The organism is Planococcus lenghuensis (assembly GCF_001999905.1).
Classification (GTDB): domain Bacteria; phylum Bacillota; class Bacilli; order Bacillales_A; family Planococcaceae; genus Indiicoccus; species Indiicoccus lenghuensis.
In genome coordinates this window covers 3447580-3463746 of record NZ_CP019640.1, presented here as the reverse complement: position 1 = coordinate 3463746, position 16167 = coordinate 3447580, and the positions used below count along the sequence as shown (strand labels likewise).

Genomic DNA, 16167 nt, shown 5'->3' with positions numbered 1-16167 from the left:
GAGGACGTTTCCTCATTGGTAAAAGCGAGTAACAATTTAACAGAAGCACAGCCTATAAATTAAATTAATATTTAAATAATGAATTGACAGGAAAAATCATTGCAGTTTATAGGAAATGACGGTACCTTTTAAATAAGGTTTAAAATTTTCTGATATATCACTAAAAAAATGGTGATTGGTAATCAGAAGGAAAGGGGCTAACAGGATAATGCAAAATGTTTACTTGGTCGATGGAGCAAGAACGGCATTTACCTCTTTTGGAGGCTCATTTGCCTCAACGGATGTAACTAAGCTTGGCACGGTAACAGCAGTGGAGGCGTTGAAGCGTGCGGGGGTTTCACCCGAAAATGTTGGTCATGTCATTTACGGAAACGTTATCCACTCAAGTACAAATGCAGCGTATTTAGCACGTCATATCGGATTGGAAGCAGGAGTGCCGAAGGAAGTTCCGGCCTTGACCTTGAATCGGCTCTGCGGTTCAGGAGCTCAAGCGGTAGTATCCGCAGCACAGACCATTATGCTCGATGAGGCGGATATCGTACTGGCGGGTGGGGCCGAAAATATGTCGATGGCACCTTATTCCAATTTCAATCAACGATTCAATGCACCCAAAATGGGCAGCCTTGAATTTGAGGATATGCTGGCAGCCACACTTCTTGATCGTTATACCGGAAGCGGAATGGGTATGACGGCAGAAAAACTGGCAGAACAATATGGAATTACCCGCGAGGAGCAGGATGCATTTGCTGCGGAATCACATCGACGGGCAGCGAAAGCGGCGAAAGACGGAATATTTGCCGGAGAGATCGTTGGTGTAGAAGTGAAAACTCGGAAAGGTACTGTGATAATCGATAAGGACGAGCATATCAAACCGGAGACCGATGCAGAGTCACTTGCCAAACTGCGGGCCGCATTTAAGAATGATGGGACGGTGACAGCCGGGAATGCATCCGGCATTAATGACGGCGCGGCCTCAGTTGTGGTGGCGGGCGAGCGGGCTATTGAACGGCAAAATTTGAAACCGCTCGCACGAATTGTTTCTTGGGGGATTACGGGTGTCGACCCGTCTATCATGGGCATTGGCCCGGTACCGGCTATCCGACAGGCCTTGGAGCGCTCAGAGCTTTCATTGGATGATATCGACTTGATCGAAGTGAATGAAGCCTTCGCGGCTCAGTATTTGTCTGTAGAACGGGAACTGGGGTTAAAAGGGGATATCGTAAACATGAATGGTGGGGCTATTGCGCTCGGTCATCCGGTCGGTACGAGCGGAACACGGCTCCTGCTTTCAGCGGCACGCCAATTGCAGAAACGAAACGGCAAGTATGCTATAGCTAGTCTCTGTATCGGCGGCGGTCAAGGAATTGCGGTGGTGATCGAACGTGCGTAAGCTCCCGGTAATTGTAGCACCGATGTTTCTGGTCTCAACGCCTTCGATGACCATTGCCGCAAGTCGGGCTGGTGTGATCGGCAGCTTTCCGCTGCTGAATGCCCGGCCTGCAGCAAAATGTGCGGAATGGCTGCAGGAAGTGAAAGAAGCACTCGGCGACAAACCGTGGGCTGTCAACTTGATCTCACACCGGAAGTCGAACAAACGCTATGATGAGGACGTGGAACTGATTCGACAGTATGAACCGCCAATCGTCATTACCTCCCTTGGTGCCCCCGGGGAAGTTATCGGAATCGTGCATAAGTACGGGGGGCTCGTCTACTCGGATGTGGCGAGCATTCGGCATGCGAGAAAGGCGGCTGAAAGCGGCGTGGATGGACTCATTCTTGTGTGCGCCGGAGCAGGCGGTCATGGCGGCACGTTAAATCCATTCGGATTCATAGCAGCAGTTAGGCAGTTCTACAACGGTACAATCATTTTATCCGGCTCTATTTCGACGGGAGCAGATGTGGCTGCCGCCCGTCTGGTAGGAGCGGATTATGCATATATGGGCACTCGGTTCCTGGCGGCTGAAGAAAGCAACGCTCAAGAAGACTACAAGCAGATGGTGATTGATTCAAATGCGGAAGATATTCTTTATACTGATGCATTCAGCGGCGTACACGCGAACATCCTTATCCCTAGTCTGCTGAAGGAAGGTATCAATCCATCCACCTTAAAACCGAAAGAAGAAGTGGATTTGTCACACTTGGTGAATGTCCAAGCATGGCGTGACATCTGGTCTGCCGGCCATGGGGTCACAACAGTCACAAAACAGGAGAGTATAACGGAAATCGTTGAAGCCTTGCACAAAGAGTATGAGGAAGGAGTGCATAGTCTTGTATGAAACGCTAAAAACAGAGCTTGACGAGGGTGTTTTAACCTTAACGTTAAACAGACCTGACAAGATGAATGCCTATACTGTCAAAATGAACGAAGAGTTGCTGCATGCATACAGGGAAGCGGATAGTAATGACAAAGTTCGGGTAATCGTAGTGACTGGAAGCGGACGAGCTTTCTGTGCTGGCATGGACCTGTCAGAAGGAGGCGGTACATTTGCATCTGAAGACACCCAGGAAGAGTACCGGGATATTGGCGGGCAGGTTAGCGTACAAGTATATGAGATGAAAAAACCGCTCATTGCGGCGATAAACGGCGCTGCTGTTGGCATCGGGCTAACGATGACTCTTCCAATGGATATCCGTATCATCAAAAAAGGAGCAAAGATCGGATTTGTTTTCGGCCGTCGGGGTATTGGGCCCGAAGCCGCATCAGGATGGTTCCTGCCGCGTCTTGTCGGCGTTGGAAAGGCACTCGAATGGACATTGACAGGCCGCTATATCGCGACAGAAGAAGCATTAGTTGCTGGGCTTGTTCAATACGAATCAGAAGACCCGTTGGAAAAAGCGCTTGAAATCGCACGGGATATCACTGCGAATACGGCTGCGACATCAAATGGGTTTACCCGGCAATTAATGTGGAAAATGCTGGGTGCGAGTCATCCGTATGAATCTCATTTAATCGAATCGCGGTTTTTGCACTGGGCAGGAAATAACGGAGATGCAAACGAGGGTATCCAATCGTTCATCGAAAAACGCCCTGCTTTTTTTCCATTGACAACAAGCGACCTTCCTGATTTTTTTGATAAATAATTTTAACAAACACACCTTCAGTGACGAGTGAAGGTGTGTTTGTTCGTTTCAGTTACAAAATTAAATTATAGTGCGATTGTCTTTTGACGCTTCAAAAAGGCAATAAATTGGGAATGAGAAAAGCTGAAAAATATATCAGTAAATTATTTATAATAATTCGAAAATTTACTTGCCATTTAAAAAAATAACCTGTATACTTTTTTACAATTACTAGTTAAAAATATTCTGACTACTTAAATTAAGTTCAAATGAAAGGGCTTTCAGTTCGGAAAATAAGTGTAAAGCGTAAGGAGGTAGAGGCAAATGAAGATGGTTCCCGCCAATTTGTTTGGAAGAGAGGGGGGACATGTGTTTGAGGATCGTCCAAGGACGATTGGGCAGCTATTAGCTGATAGTGTGAAGGAATTTAGAGAGAAAACGGCCATTGTGACCGAGGATGGACAACTTACATATGGAGAGCTTGATACCCAGTCCTCAGCAATTGCGACCAGTCTCCAAAGCAAATGCGGAATTGAAAAAGGAGATCGGGTAGCAGTGCTGATTGGAAATCGGTATCAATTTCCATTGATGGTTTTTGCTTGTGCGAAGATAGGGGCAGTAATGGTTCCGGTTAATGTGAAACTGTCATCAGAAGAAATTGACTATATTTTAGAACACTCGAAGCCAAAAGTTCTGATCACTGAAGAAGAATTCATGGGGAAAGTGAAAAAGGCGAAGAAGGCGAACACAACTATCATCACCGGTGCATTACAGTCATTTATCATTGACGGGGAAAATACGTTTGATGAACTGCTTAAAATGGAAACCGAATACCGAAATGTACATATTTACGAAGAGGACGGGGCATTTATTCTCTATACTTCCGGAACGACCGGAAGACCAAAAGGGGCGGTCTTAGCCCATGCTAATGTAATCCATAGCGTAATGAATTATAAATTGATTTTTAAAACCGATCATCAATTGAAAACATTAATTGCCGTCCCGATGTTCCATGTAACCGGACTGGTTGGTCAATTGCTCCATATCATTTATATCGGGGGCACCGCTTATAGCATGCGGCGATATCAGAACGAAACTTATATTAAAACAGTCGTAGAAAACCAGATTGATTTCCTGTTCAATGTGCCAACCATTTTTATCATGATGTCAACCAGCGAAGAATTTAAAAATCATTCTTTTGCTTTTGTGAAGAAAGTGGCTTTCGGCGGTTCGCCTATTTACAAGCAGACCTTTGCCATGCTTAAGCAGGCATTTCCTAATGCTGAATTGCATAATGCCTACGGAGCAACGGAAACAACTTCACCGGCGACACTGATGCCGGTTTCCTATCCCATCTCTAAGGTTACATCAGTCGGACAGCCTGTCTATGGTGCTTTCATCAAGATTATGGATTCTGAGGCAAGGGAGTGCCAGCCAGGAGAGATTGGAGAACTTTATATTAAGGGACCGATGGTGATCAAGGAATATTGGGAAAATCCAGAGGCGAATGAGGAAAATTTCACTGACGGTTATTGGCATTCAGGAGATTTGGGGATGATGGATGAGGAGAACTATGTCTACATAAGAGACCGAAAGAAAGACATGATCAATCGGGCCGGAGAGAAAATATTCTCGATCGAAGTGGAAGATGTTCTTAAGGAGCATCCCGACGTAGTGGAAGCAGCGGTCGTCGGCGAACCGGATCCCGTCTTTGGGGAAACAGTGAAGGCATTTGTTGTCGGACCAAAATTAAACACCCACAGCTTACCGGTGCTGACAGAACATTGCCGAAAGTCATTGGCTAATTATAAAGTCCCTGCAAAGATTGAGGTACTTGAAAGTCTTCCGCGGAATGCCTCTGGGAAGATATTGAAAAATCAATTAAAACATTAGGGGGATGAAAGCGTGCTAAAGGAATTATCACCAAAAGCGGCGGAACTACAAAAAAATTTAACAGAATTCATGGAAGAATATATTTATCCAAATGAATCTAAAGTAGAACAATACCTGGACGAGGCAGAGGATCGCTGGACGATTCCGCCACTCATCGAAGAATTGAAAGGCAAAGCGAAATCGCAAGGGCTTTGGAATTTGTTCCTGCCTGATACAGAACATGGAGCAGGGCTTTCAAATTATGAATATGCGCATCTATGTGAAATTATGGGGCGCTCGTTGCTTGCCCCTGAAATTTTCAATTGCAACGCCCCGGACACTGGGAACATGGAAGTATTCGTAAAGTATGGGACTGATGAGCAGAAGAAGAGATGGCTTGAACCATTGCTGGAAGGGAAGATTAGATCCTGTTTTTCGATGACAGAACCAGATGTTGCTTCATCTGATGCGACCAATATCCAGAGCAGTATCGTCCGGGAAGGGGATGAATACGTTATTAACGCCAAGAAATGGTGGAGTTCAGGTGCTATGGATCCCCGATGCGAAATTGCGATTGTGATGGGAAAAACTGATCCGGACGCACCGAAACACCAGCAACAGTCCATGATTCTAGTGCCATTTAATACACCAGGCGTGGAAGTGAAGCGATATTTGCCGGTTTTTGGATATGACCATGCGCCGCATGGACATGCGGAAGTACACTACAACAACGTCCGTGTTCCAGCTTCCAATATCCTTCTGGGCGAAGGGCGCGGGTTTGAAATTGCACAGGGACGTCTTGGTCCCGGCCGCATTCATCACTGCATGCGAGCAATCGGAGCGGCGGAACGTGCATTGGATCTCTTATGCAAACGGGCTTCGGAGCGGGAAGCGTTCGGCTCGACACTCGCTGAAAAAGACGTGATCCGGGAAGTCATCGCAGAAAGCCGGATTGAGATTGAACAGGCCCGTCTACTCACACTGCACGCTGCCCATAAAATCGATACAGAAGGAGCAAAAGCGGCCCGGAAAGAAATCGCCATGATTAAAATTGCCGCTCCACGGGTTTCCTTGAACGTAATTGATCGGGCGATCCAAGTTTTTGGCGGTGCGGGAGTAAGTGATGATTTTCCGCTTGCCGCTCACTGGGCGAATGCCCGTACTCTCCGGCTGGTTGACGGTCCTGACCAAGTCCATCTACGTGATGTCGGGCGGCTTGAATTGCGTGAACAGCTGAAATGAAAATAAAACAGAAGAAACGAGATGGGGGGAGGAAGGTTGAGAGCATGGCATGTAACTAAATTAGGAGAACCAAGAGAAGCGCTAGAATTGTCGGAAGTCCAGAAACCGAAACCAGGCACAGGTGAAGTGTTGATAAAAGTTGAAGCTGCAGCCCTTAACTTCTTTGATATCCTTCAATGTCAAGGAAAGTATCAGGAAGATCCGCCGCTGCCGTTCACTCCGGGTGCAGAGGTGGCGGGTATAATTGAAGCCGCCGGGGAATCAGTGGATATAGAAGTCGGGCAGCGTGTGATCGCTACACCTACACTGCCAAACGGCGGCTTGGCAGAATGGGTGACTGTTCCAAAGGGAAATATATTTCCGGTTCCCGGTTCTTTCCCTGCTGCCGAGGCGGCATCGCTATTCATTACCTATCAAACAGCATATTTTGCGCTTCAGCGGACTGCCGGACTGAAGAGAGGAGAAGTGCTTCTTGTCCATGCAGGTTCAGGCGGTGTTGGATCAGCCGCAATTCAATTGGGGAAAGCTACAGGAGCCACAGTGATTGCGACTGCCGGCAGCGATGAGAAAACAACCGTCTGTAAACAATTGGGTGCAGACATAGCGATCAATTACCGAACAGAAGATTTTGTCACCAAGGTCAAGGAAGCGACAGATGGCAAGGGGGCAAACGTGATCTTTGATCCGGTCGGCGGAGATACATTTGATCGCTCAAGGAAATGCGTCGCGTTTGAAGGCCGGCTATTAGTGATCGGGTTTGCCGGGGGACGGATTGCAGATGCGCCAACCAACCATGCATTGATAAAAAATTATTCAGTGATGGGTGTTCATTTCGGGCTGTTCCGTAAACTCTTCCCGGAAGAAGTAGTGAAAGCGCATCAGGAATTGATTGACCTGTATGAAAAGGGGCTGATCAGGCCGTTGGTATTTGATGAATTCCCTTTTGAAAAAGTACCGGATGCGCTTGAACAACTTGGCAGCAGGCAGACATATGGAAAATTGGCTGTCACCCCATGATTCTGCAGAAAGGATGATTGAAATGGAACGTCTTGCCGTGACAGAGGTGAAAGACGGAATCGGCTATATCAGACTGACCCGACCAGACAAATTGAATGCACTATCAAGAGAGATGGTAACTTCAATAATAAATGCATTGGATGAACTGACTGCTGATGAAGCCGTAAAGGTAATCGTTTTATCTGGAGAAGGAAAGGCATTTTGTGCTGGTGGAGATATTGCATCCATGCAGCAGCTGAAAAGTATGTCGGAGACAGCCGACTGGATGAATTACGTGTCAGCTTTGTCAAAAAAACTACTGGAGATGGATAAATACGTAATTGCTGCCGTCCATGGGTATGCAGCAGGTGCCGGTTTCAGTCTTGCGTTAGCTTCAGATTTCATTGTCGCTGAAAGAAATACCAAATTTGCATTAAGCTTTTCGAACATTGGTCTGATTCCGGATCTTGGGCTGATTAAGCTGCTGACAGAACGGATATCTAAAACGCTTGCAAAAGAATGGATTTCTTCAGGGAAAGTCATTTCAGCCGAAACGGCGTTTGAAAAGGGAATCATCAACCGGATTGCCACCGGTGAAGTAATGGAAGAAGCTGCTAAGTTTGCTGGATTTATTGTTGAAGGACCAGCGCTTAGCAATAAATATATCAAATACCTCATTAATCATGTCGATGGACTTCATCAGGAAACGGCGTTCATGCAAGAGAATATGATTCAGACGCTATTGTTGCAGACTGAAGACCACCGGGAAGGAGTGGCTGCTTTTCTGGAAAAGCGAAAACCGCAGTTTAAAGGGAAATGATCACCCGCTATTGTAAGCGTTTACATAAAATGGGACAGGGGGGTAACTTTTTATGGAATTTCTTAAATCAAGTGTGTTTATGATGGGAATCGGCGGAGCGCTTCTGTTAAGTGGTTGCGGAGGAGAAGAAGCAGGAGGAGTGACAGAAGAAGGAGAGACGATTACACTGCGTGCAGCAACGGGGCTCAGTGCTCAACACGCCTGGTGGGAAGGTGCAATGGTTCCCTGGATGGAACGAGTGGAAGAATTGACAGAAGGGCAGGTGGAGTTCGAGACATTCACCGGTGGGGAACTAGTGGCGGTTCCCGATGAAGGATCAGCAGTACTCGATGGAACAATCGATGTGGCACTTATCCTTCCAATCTATCAACCTGACCAGTTTCCGATGGCGGAAGTCACCATGCTGCCACTTAGTTATTCAGATACTGAGATCGCTTCAAACGCTTGGCGACAATTAATCGAGAGCGAAGAAGAACTTGGGAATGGCCAGACGTATTTTGACATGCAATTTGCTGATTTTAGGGTATTCCCGATATCGACAACACAGGAATATTCCATTTCAACAACAGGTAAGGAATTTAACACGGTTGATGATGTGGTGGGTACTTCTCTTCGGACGCCGTCCAGGATCCATGAAGTATATGCAGAAGAAACTGGAATCGACAGCGTAACGATGCCAGCAGTTGAAATGTACGATGCGCTCAGCCGTGGAGCGTTTGATGGAAGCTTTTACAGCATCGCAGACTGGTCGGGGTACGGATTCCAAGACTTGTTCACATACACGCTGACCGGTGTGAATTTCGGACACTTTAACGCGTTCATTGGAATGGACGAAGAACGCTGGGCTGAACTCCCGGAAGATGTACAGGAAGCGATGGTTCAAGCACATGATGATATTTTCGGTGAGAGTATAGACATATGGACACAGCGCGCCGAAGAGGTCATAGCTGAAAATGAAGCTGCAGGTGGCAAATTTGCTGACTTCGCCGATTTGGATCCTGCGGTTCAGGAGCATTTTAATGAAGGAATTGTCGAAACTTGGATTAATTATGCGGAAATGCTGGAAGCGGATGGGCTTCCAGGCTATGAACTTGTAAGAAAATGGCGGGAACTGATCATTGAGGAAGGTGGAGAAGTGCCGGAAGCTGTCATGGATCTCTAACGATCAGCAGGCAAGGAAAAAAGGGGGACAGCAAAGTGATTGGCACTTGTCCCCTTTTTTATATATTTACATGAAGGGTGGTCCGGTATGGACAATTTAGTCGTCATTGGCATCATTCTAGCAGCGATCATTATTTTACTGATAGCGGGAATGTATATACATTCCATCCTGCTCACCAGTGGTGTGGTCGGCCTAATCTTACTGGAAGGGTTCGATATTCTGCCTGGCCTGTTAGGGAATGAGCCTTTTAACCGTGTAGCCAGTTACACATTGACCACAATTCCACTTTTTGTGTTAATGGCCCAATTTATTCTGCAATCTGGACTTGTGCAAGATATCTTCTACATCGTCCATAAAGCTTCAAGAGGCAAGAATAGTTTACTTGGCGTGTTGACACTAACAATCGGAGGTGTGCTGGGTGCCGTTTCAGGTTCAGGTACGGCAACAGCTGCCTCGTTGGGCCAGGTAGCAATGCCCGAACTTCAGAAGCATGGATACAGTCCGGCGCTGGCTGGAGCTGTGGCAGCTTCCGGCGGCTCCCTGTCAGGTATTATTCCGCCCAGTATTATTCTCATTTTATATGGAGTCGCAACAGAAACACCGGTGGGCAATTTATTTATCGGTGCATTTATTCCCGGTATCCTCGTCATGGTTGTTTATATCCTCGTCATGCTTGTGTATTTCCGGGCGGGACTTAAAAAGCAGAACGTGCATAAAGAAGAACGAACAGTCCCAGAAATTGCGGCAACAGTTGAAGATGTGGAATCCCCTTCCGTGTTTAAACTGGCTGTAAGCAGCATTATTGCTGTACTGATTATGCTGATTATCTTCGGCGGTATTTATTCAGGCGTGTTCACGCCTACAGAAGCGGGAGCAGTGGGGGCATTCGTCGGTCTGGTTGCGGCAGCTGTGCTTGGCCGGATCAATCTTGCATTTTTCCGGAATTCTCTCTTTGAAACCATCAAACTGACCGGCATGGTCATGTTAATTATGATTGGAGCTCAGATTTTTGGCCGGTTTGTTTCGCTGTCTCTCCTCCCGCGGACACTCATTGGGTTCCTTGAGCCGATTATGGATTCTCCTGTACTGGTGCTCATCGCAATTTCAACCGTCTTGTTTGTGATGTTCATGTTTATTGAAGGGGCGGCGGTTATCCTGATGTCCATTCCAGTCATCTTTCCGATCATTCAGGAGATCCAGATCGATGTGCTTTGGTTTGGTGTCTTCATTTCCGTTATCTGTACGATTGGACTGATCACACCGCCCGTCGGCTTGAGTGTATATGCTGTGGCAGGGGTGAGTGGGGTGAGGTCTGAATCGATATTTAGAATTGCGTTCATTTTTGCCGCTATTGCGATGCTGATTGTCTGTGGGCTGCTGATCGCATTTCCGGAACTTGCCACATGGCTCCCTGCATCTGCAGGTTAAAGGTGAGAAAGGGGCATTCTAACAAATGGATACTTTATGGAAATCTTATCGAATTTTCAATTACATTAAACTGACTGGAATTTGGATCAGCGGTATTTTCTTACTAGTAATGATGGGCTTTATCGTTTATGACGTAGCTGCCCGCAATTTGTTTGCAGGCTCTATAAACGGTGGATTTGAGATTGTTCAAAATTATCTCATGCCGCTAGTGGTTTTCCCGGGTTTGGCTTATGCCTATTCCTCGGGTGTTCTGCCAAAGATGGATTTGATCATTGAACGCATTCCTGTAAATGCTCAGCGGACACTAGTGATTGTCCTGATTTTAATTGAGCTGTTTGTCCTTGTGTTATTAGTTGAATTCACTTGGGAGTTTGCAATGAATGGCCTTGAAAGGCAGGAAGGATTTCCTGCAGCAGGTAGACTTTATCCGCTGTATCCTTTATTTTTTTTGATACCAGTTTCATTTGCGCTGATTGTGATTGAAAATCTATTTCTACTTATTCGGAACTTCCGTATAAAAGAGCCGACACTGATAATGATTGCAGATAATCCTGAGACGGAAGATCCTACCTGAATATATTACGGCATACGAAAAATGGGGAGTTGCGATGAATTTAAGAGAAAGGAAAGCGGCCAAAAAAAGGGAAGACATTCTGCGTTCAGCGAGCCTTGTCATTGCGAGGGAGGGTTTTCAAAACGCCACCATGGAAGACATTGCTGCAGAATTGCTAATGACGAAAGGTTCTCTGTATTACTATTTTAATAGTAAACAGGAACTTCTTTATCATTGTCATGATTGGATTCTGTCGGATGCAATGGAAAAAATGGAGGAAATTGTAGCAAAACCTATTTCTGCTGTTGAAAAATTGAAACAGGCAATCAAAATGCACCTACAAGTTGCAATCCAGGAAAAAGATGTCTTCAATTTGATCATCAAGCCGGCTCAAGTATTTCCAGAAGAATATGTCCAAACGATTTTGATTAAACGGGACAAGTACGCAGAATATTTCGACAAAATAATTGAGCAAGGCATGGAAATGGGGGAGTTCGCACCTAAACATGCAAAAATGGTGCGTATGATTATTTTAGGAGCGACTAACTGGGTTCAGGTTTGGTATTCGCCTGGCGGAGAGTTCAGCAAGGAAGAGATTCAGGACATGTACGCTGAATACTTAACAGAAATTTTAATATGAAACTAAAGGGTTGGCTGATATGAGGAAAATCCATGTAGTGACACAGAAAGAAGCAGTCGATGAACAAAAATTGGCGGGTTGCACAGCCGTGGTGATTGATGTGTTTCTTGCCACGTCCACAATCGCATTTTTACTGACCAATAATTATGAACCAATTTATACAGTAAAGGATAGCGAACATGCATTGGCACTAGCATCTTGGTTGGAAGAACCTTATATTCTGCTTGGTGAAACAAGGGGGAAATGTATAGAAGGATTCCAGTACCCCGATCCTTGCCTGATTAAATTTGTACAAGAAAAGAAAGCGGCCATCATTTGTTCAACCAACGGAACAAGAGCTATCGAAAGTGCGAAAAAAGCGAAAATCCTTTACATCTCCTCACTTGTTAATGGCCATAAAGTTGCTGAACATATAAGCATGCAGACAGATGATTCTTCAATTGTGTTAATTTGCGCAGGAAATGACGACCGGTTCTCCATGGAGGATTTCGTTGGAGCGGGTCAGATCATAGACCGTCTCTTGAAGGGGGAAGAGTATGCCCTTTCCGATGCCGCAAAACTGGCACGGGATACATACTTAAGCTCTTCGGCAATCTCTTTCCGGAATTTATTGGATTGTGAAACCGCTTCTTTACTTCGGTCTTTCGAGTTTGAAAACTCAATGGATTTGGTCATAGAACACCATGAGAAAGTGGAGGTAGTGCCAATATTTAAGGGAAACAAGGTGGTTCAGGAGCTGTTACCGACAGGAGAAAGAAGCACTTGAGGAGGGAGAAGATTGAGACAGAGAGAGTGGGAATTTGTCAATCTGGAAACCAAGGACAGCATCGCCGTCTTGACGATCAACAATCCGCCTTTAAATATATTAACGGATGCTGTTTTAACCGAATTCAATAATGCAGTTGAAGAAATATTAACTGATGAAACTTTACGAGTTATTCTTCTTAGAGCAATGGGTGAAAAGGTATTCATTGCAGGTGCAGATATTAATCAGTTTCCGGCACTTACGGCTGATACAGGTCTTATGCTGGTAGAGAAGGGCAAAAAAATATTCGATAAACTGGGACTGGCAAACCTTCCTGTTATTTGCGCGGTCAATGGATCAGCACTTGGAGCGGGACTGGAGTTGGCACTTGCTTGTGATATACGGATTGCTGAGGAACATGCAAAACTTGGACTTCCTGAAACAGGTCTTGGGATTTTACCTGGATACGGCGGCACACAAAGACTTACACGTCTTGTTGGAAGCGGGAAAGCGAAAGAAATGATCTTGGCAGGTGTCCGCCTGTCAGCTCAAGAAGCTTATGACCACGGATTAGTGGAAAGAGTTGTGCCGAAAGGGCAAGCGTTTGACACAGCCAAAGAGCTTGCGCAAAAAATTGCGGAAAAAGGTCCGATTGCCGTATCTTACGCGAAAAGGGTGATTGATGAAGGTTACGAGTTGTCTCTTGAAGAAGGACAGAAATTGGAGAGTCAGCTTTTTGCGGAATTATGTAAAACTGCCGATATGCAAGAAGGGGTTAAGGCGTTCAAAGAAAAAAGACAGCCAAAATTTTCAGGAAAATGAATTTGGGAGGAATCAAATGACAATCCAACAAGCAGCTGTCGTAGGAGCCGGTATTATGGGTAACGGGATTGCGCAAATCATTGCAGAAGCTAATATTCAGACCATATTATATGACATTGACTCTCAAGGATTGGAAAAGGGAATCAAACGAATCGAGAAGACATTAGCAAGAAATGTGGAAAAAGGAAAAATTGATCAGGAAAAGGCGAATGAGATACGGGCGAGGATTGAAGTCACGAATGACATTCAGAGTTTACGTGATGCGGATTTTATAATCGAAGCTATTGTGGAAAAAATTGAGCATAAAAAAACGCTCTTTATAGAACTGGATCAATTGTGTAAACCTTCCGCTGTCTTTGCTACTAACACCTCCGGGTTAAGCATCACTGAAATGGCCAGTGTGGTGAAGCGGAGCGACCGTTTGATCGGCATGCATTTCTTTAATCCGGTGCCGGTAATGCAACTTGTGGAAATTATCCGTGGAGAACAGACGAGCGATGAAACATTCCATACAGCACATCAACTGGCTGACCGATTCAATAAAACGGCTATTTCTGTGAAAGAAGCACCATTATTTGTAGTAAATCGGATACTCACACCGATGATTAATGAAGCGATTTTCGTATTGGCAGAAGGAATCGCATCAGCAGAGGATATTGATAAAGGCATGAAACTCGGCGCCAGTCATCCGATTGGACCTCTTGCCTTAACCGACTTGATCGGCTTAGATACGATGCTAATGGTAGCGGAAACGCTTTATGAGGAGACAAAGGATTCCAAGTATCGACCGGCTCCTTTGCTTAGGCAATATGTACGGGCGGGCCGACTTGGCAGAAAGTCGGGCGAAGGATTTTATAAATATGAGTGAACTTAATTGATGAAGGGAGAGAGCATATATGCCTGATGCACAGGAAGAATCCAAAAAAAGCCGGCAATCGGTTGACTGGAATAAAGTAGAAACATATCTTCGTCATTCAATCAGTGATTTGCCACAAAGGGAAATGCAAGTACGGAAATTTTCGGAAGGATATTCCAATCTGACCTACTTGCTTACCATTGGAGATTGGGAAGGTGTATTAAGACGGCCGCCTTTCGGCAAAACTCCGCCGAAAGCACACGACATGGAAAGAGAATACAGAATGCTGACAAAGATGAATCCTGTTTTCCCCTTGGCGCCGGAACCTTATGTGTACTGTGAAGATAAGGAAGTGATGGATAAACACTTCTATGTCATGGAAAAGAAGAATGGAATCGTGCTGGATGATAAGTTGCCGGCTGCTTATAAGTCTTCGGAAAAGGCGGGACCGCTTATTTCCCAGGGGATTATTCAGACGTTGGTCCGTCTTCAGGATGTGGATTATAAAACAGCGGGACTTGAGGAAATGGGAAAGCCTGAAGGGTTTATGGAACGGCAGATACACGGCTGGATCAAACGGTATGAGCGGGCAAAAACGGATGAGATTCCGGGGCTTGCCAACTTGCAGGCGTATTTGACCGCCAATATTCCAACCAATTCAGAGACGACTGTTGTTCATAACGATTTTAAGCTGAACAATTTGGTCCTGGACCGCAATGCCCCCGGACACGTAATCGGGGTTCTGGATTGGGAACTCTCAACTATCGGCGATCCATTAAGCGATCTCGGTTCAACCATTGCTTATTGGGGACAGCCCGGCGATCCGGACATGGGCATCACCATACTGACCGATCAGCCCGGTTTCTACAATCGGAAAGAGTTTGTGGAAGAATATGCAAAAGCCAGCGGACGGGATGTCTCAAATATTGATTTTTACGTTGCGTTTGGCTTTTATAAACTTGCGGGTATTTTACAGCAAATTTATTATCGCTGGAAGACTGGTGAAATTCAGGATGAACGATTCCGGAACTTAAATAAAGCGGTAACCAACTTGTTTGAAATGGCTGAAAAAGCTCGATTAGGTCGCCTGTTTTAAAAAGGGGAATTACTTGAAAAAAAGGAAAAAATAACTTGATTTTTCTAAATATTTAGTTATATTTAATGTATGGAGGTGTTTTCATGAACGTATCTTCAATTCCTTCTTTTGGACTTCGAGGAAAGAAAGCGATTGTAACTGGCGGCAGTAAAGGAATTGGGCTAACAATCGCAACTGGTTTAGCTCATTACGGAGCTGAGGTGATGGTTACTGGACGGAATGAAGAAGCTCTGAAGGATGCAGTCAGGAATCTCAAAGAACATGGATATGATGTGAAATGGAAAAGAGCAGATGTTACTTCTAAAGAAGAGGTGGAAGAGCTGTTCAGCTATGCAGATGAAGTATTTGGACAGCTCGATATTCTGATTAATAATGCTGGCATGAATATCCGAAAGCCACTCGTGGAGGTGGAAGAAGAAGATTGGGACCAGGTTCTTAACACGAATCTAAAAGGAATCTTTCTGGTCGGACAGCAGGCTGCAAAGCGAATGATAAACCAGCAGAGCGGCCGGATAATAAATATTTCATCGATTCTCGGACAGGTCGGTAACCCGCTCCAAACTAGCTATGCAGCCAGTAAAGGCGGTATTAACCAGCTAACTAAAGTATGGGCTGCCGAACTGGCGGATCATCATATTACTGTCAATGCCATTGCTCCTGCTTACATAAAAACACCTATGACAGAAGGTTTTCTGCAAGATCCAGAGCGCGTCGAACAAATCCTCAGTCGTACGTTACTGAAAAGAATGGGCGAAGTAGAGGAAGTTATCGGACCGGCAATTTTTTTTGCTTCAGATGCTTCAAGTTATGTGACAGGACAAGTCTTATATGTGGATGGGGGTTGGACGGCAAATTAGACGGTTGATTGGGAAAGG

General features: G+C 45.4%; 16 protein-coding genes. All 16 read left to right on the top strand.

What is annotated here, in order from left to right:
- Positions 1–208 precede the first annotated feature (208 nt).
- The 16 genes from B0X71_RS17470 (at position 209) to B0X71_RS17395 (ending at position 16149) form a co-directional block, all read left to right on the top strand.
- On the top strand, positions 209–1390 hold the full coding sequence (locus B0X71_RS17470) for an acetyl-CoA C-acetyltransferase (protein WP_077590626.1): 1182 nt from the start codon (positions 209–211) through the stop codon (positions 1388–1390).
- On the top strand, positions 1383–2276 hold the full coding sequence (locus tag B0X71_RS17465) for an NAD(P)H-dependent flavin oxidoreductase (RefSeq protein ID WP_077590625.1): 894 nt from the start codon (positions 1383–1385) through the stop codon (positions 2274–2276). The genes B0X71_RS17470 and B0X71_RS17465 overlap by 8 nt, the downstream gene beginning before the upstream one ends.
- Entirely contained in the window at positions 2269–3081 is an 813-nt protein-coding gene (locus tag B0X71_RS17460; RefSeq protein ID WP_198038650.1) for an enoyl-CoA hydratase-related protein, read from the top strand. The genes B0X71_RS17465 and B0X71_RS17460 overlap by 8 nt, the downstream gene beginning before the upstream one ends.
- A 303-nt stretch (positions 3082–3384) precedes the next feature.
- Positions 3385–4953 (top strand): class I adenylate-forming enzyme family protein, encoded by a 1569-nt coding sequence (locus B0X71_RS17455; protein WP_077590623.1) that lies wholly within the window; start codon positions 3385–3387, stop codon positions 4951–4953.
- A gap of 12 nt (positions 4954–4965) precedes the next feature.
- Positions 4966–6174 (top strand): acyl-CoA dehydrogenase family protein, encoded by a 1209-nt coding sequence (locus tag B0X71_RS17450; protein WP_077590622.1) that lies wholly within the window; start codon positions 4966–4968, stop codon positions 6172–6174.
- A 36-nt stretch (positions 6175–6210) separates the two neighbouring features.
- Positions 6211–7191 (top strand): NADPH:quinone oxidoreductase family protein, encoded by a 981-nt coding sequence (locus B0X71_RS17445; RefSeq protein WP_077590621.1) that lies wholly within the window; start codon positions 6211–6213, stop codon positions 7189–7191.
- On the top strand, positions 7166–7990 hold the full coding sequence (locus tag B0X71_RS17440) for an enoyl-CoA hydratase/isomerase family protein (RefSeq protein ID WP_232336734.1): 825 nt from the start codon (positions 7166–7168) through the stop codon (positions 7988–7990). Before B0X71_RS17445 ends, B0X71_RS17440 begins: the two co-directional genes overlap by 26 nt.
- 52 nt (positions 7991–8042) lie before the next feature.
- The gene (locus B0X71_RS17435; RefSeq protein WP_077590620.1) at positions 8043–9152 is read left to right on the top strand and encodes a type 2 periplasmic-binding domain-containing protein; all 1110 of its coding nucleotides are present in this window, start codon (positions 8043–8045) and stop codon (positions 9150–9152) included.
- A gap of 87 nt (positions 9153–9239) precedes the next feature.
- The gene (locus B0X71_RS17430) at positions 9240–10580 is read left to right on the top strand and encodes a TRAP transporter large permease (RefSeq protein WP_077590619.1); all 1341 of its coding nucleotides are present in this window, start codon (positions 9240–9242) and stop codon (positions 10578–10580) included.
- 25 nt (positions 10581–10605) lie between these two features.
- On the top strand, positions 10606–11154 hold the full coding sequence (locus B0X71_RS17425; protein ID WP_077590618.1) for a TRAP transporter small permease subunit: 549 nt from the start codon (positions 10606–10608) through the stop codon (positions 11152–11154).
- 34 nt (positions 11155–11188) lie between these two features.
- A complete protein-coding gene (locus B0X71_RS17420; protein ID WP_077590617.1) occupies positions 11189–11773 on the top strand; it encodes a TetR/AcrR family transcriptional regulator in 585 nt (194 codons plus the stop codon).
- A 37-nt stretch (positions 11774–11810) separates the two neighbouring features.
- Complete coding sequence (locus tag B0X71_RS17415; RefSeq protein WP_198038649.1) at positions 11811–12539, top strand: 2-phosphosulfolactate phosphatase; 729 nt, start codon at positions 11811–11813, stop codon at positions 12537–12539.
- 12 nt (positions 12540–12551) lie between these two features.
- On the top strand, positions 12552–13340 hold the full coding sequence (locus tag B0X71_RS17410; protein ID WP_232336733.1) for an enoyl-CoA hydratase/isomerase family protein: 789 nt from the start codon (positions 12552–12554) through the stop codon (positions 13338–13340).
- Positions 13341–13356: 16 nt separating this feature from the next.
- Positions 13357–14208: a 3-hydroxybutyryl-CoA dehydrogenase gene (locus B0X71_RS17405; protein ID WP_198038648.1), complete on the top strand. Its 852-nt coding sequence runs from the start codon at positions 13357–13359 to the stop codon at positions 14206–14208.
- A gap of 28 nt (positions 14209–14236) precedes the next feature.
- Entirely contained in the window at positions 14237–15292 is a 1056-nt protein-coding gene (locus B0X71_RS17400) for a phosphotransferase family protein (RefSeq protein WP_077590615.1), read from the top strand.
- An 83-nt stretch (positions 15293–15375) separates the two neighbouring features.
- Positions 15376–16149, top strand: a complete 774-nt coding sequence (locus B0X71_RS17395; RefSeq protein WP_077590614.1) for an SDR family NAD(P)-dependent oxidoreductase — start codon at positions 15376–15378, stop codon at positions 16147–16149.
- The last annotated feature ends 18 nt before the right edge of the window (positions 16150–16167 follow it).

Bases quoted from the DNA above. Each gene is read 5' to 3' on its own strand.
- B0X71_RS17400 (WP_077590615.1), top strand. From the start codon at position 14,237: ATGCCTGATGCACAGGAAGAATCCAAAAAAAGCCGGCAATCGGTTGAC.
- B0X71_RS17430 (WP_077590619.1), top strand. From the start codon at position 9,240: ATGGACAATTTAGTCGTCATTGGCATCATTCTAGCAGCGATCATTATT.
- B0X71_RS17440 (WP_232336734.1), top strand. From the start codon at position 7,166: ATGGAAAATTGGCTGTCACCCCATGATTCTGCAGAAAGGATGATTGAA.
- B0X71_RS17455 (WP_077590623.1), top strand. From the start codon at position 3,385: ATGAAGATGGTTCCCGCCAATTTGTTTGGAAGAGAGGGGGGACATGTG.
- B0X71_RS17405 (WP_198038648.1), top strand. From the start codon at position 13,357: ATGACAATCCAACAAGCAGCTGTCGTAGGAGCCGGTATTATGGGTAAC.
- B0X71_RS17420 (WP_077590617.1), top strand. From the start codon at position 11,189: ATGAATTTAAGAGAAAGGAAAGCGGCCAAAAAAAGGGAAGACATTCTG.
- B0X71_RS17435 (WP_077590620.1), top strand. From the start codon at position 8,043: ATGGAATTTCTTAAATCAAGTGTGTTTATGATGGGAATCGGCGGAGCG.
- B0X71_RS17470 (WP_077590626.1), top strand. From the start codon at position 209: ATGCAAAATGTTTACTTGGTCGATGGAGCAAGAACGGCATTTACCTCT.
- B0X71_RS17425 (WP_077590618.1), top strand. From the start codon at position 10,606: ATGGATACTTTATGGAAATCTTATCGAATTTTCAATTACATTAAACTG.
- B0X71_RS17395 (WP_077590614.1), top strand. From the start codon at position 15,376: ATGAACGTATCTTCAATTCCTTCTTTTGGACTTCGAGGAAAGAAAGCG.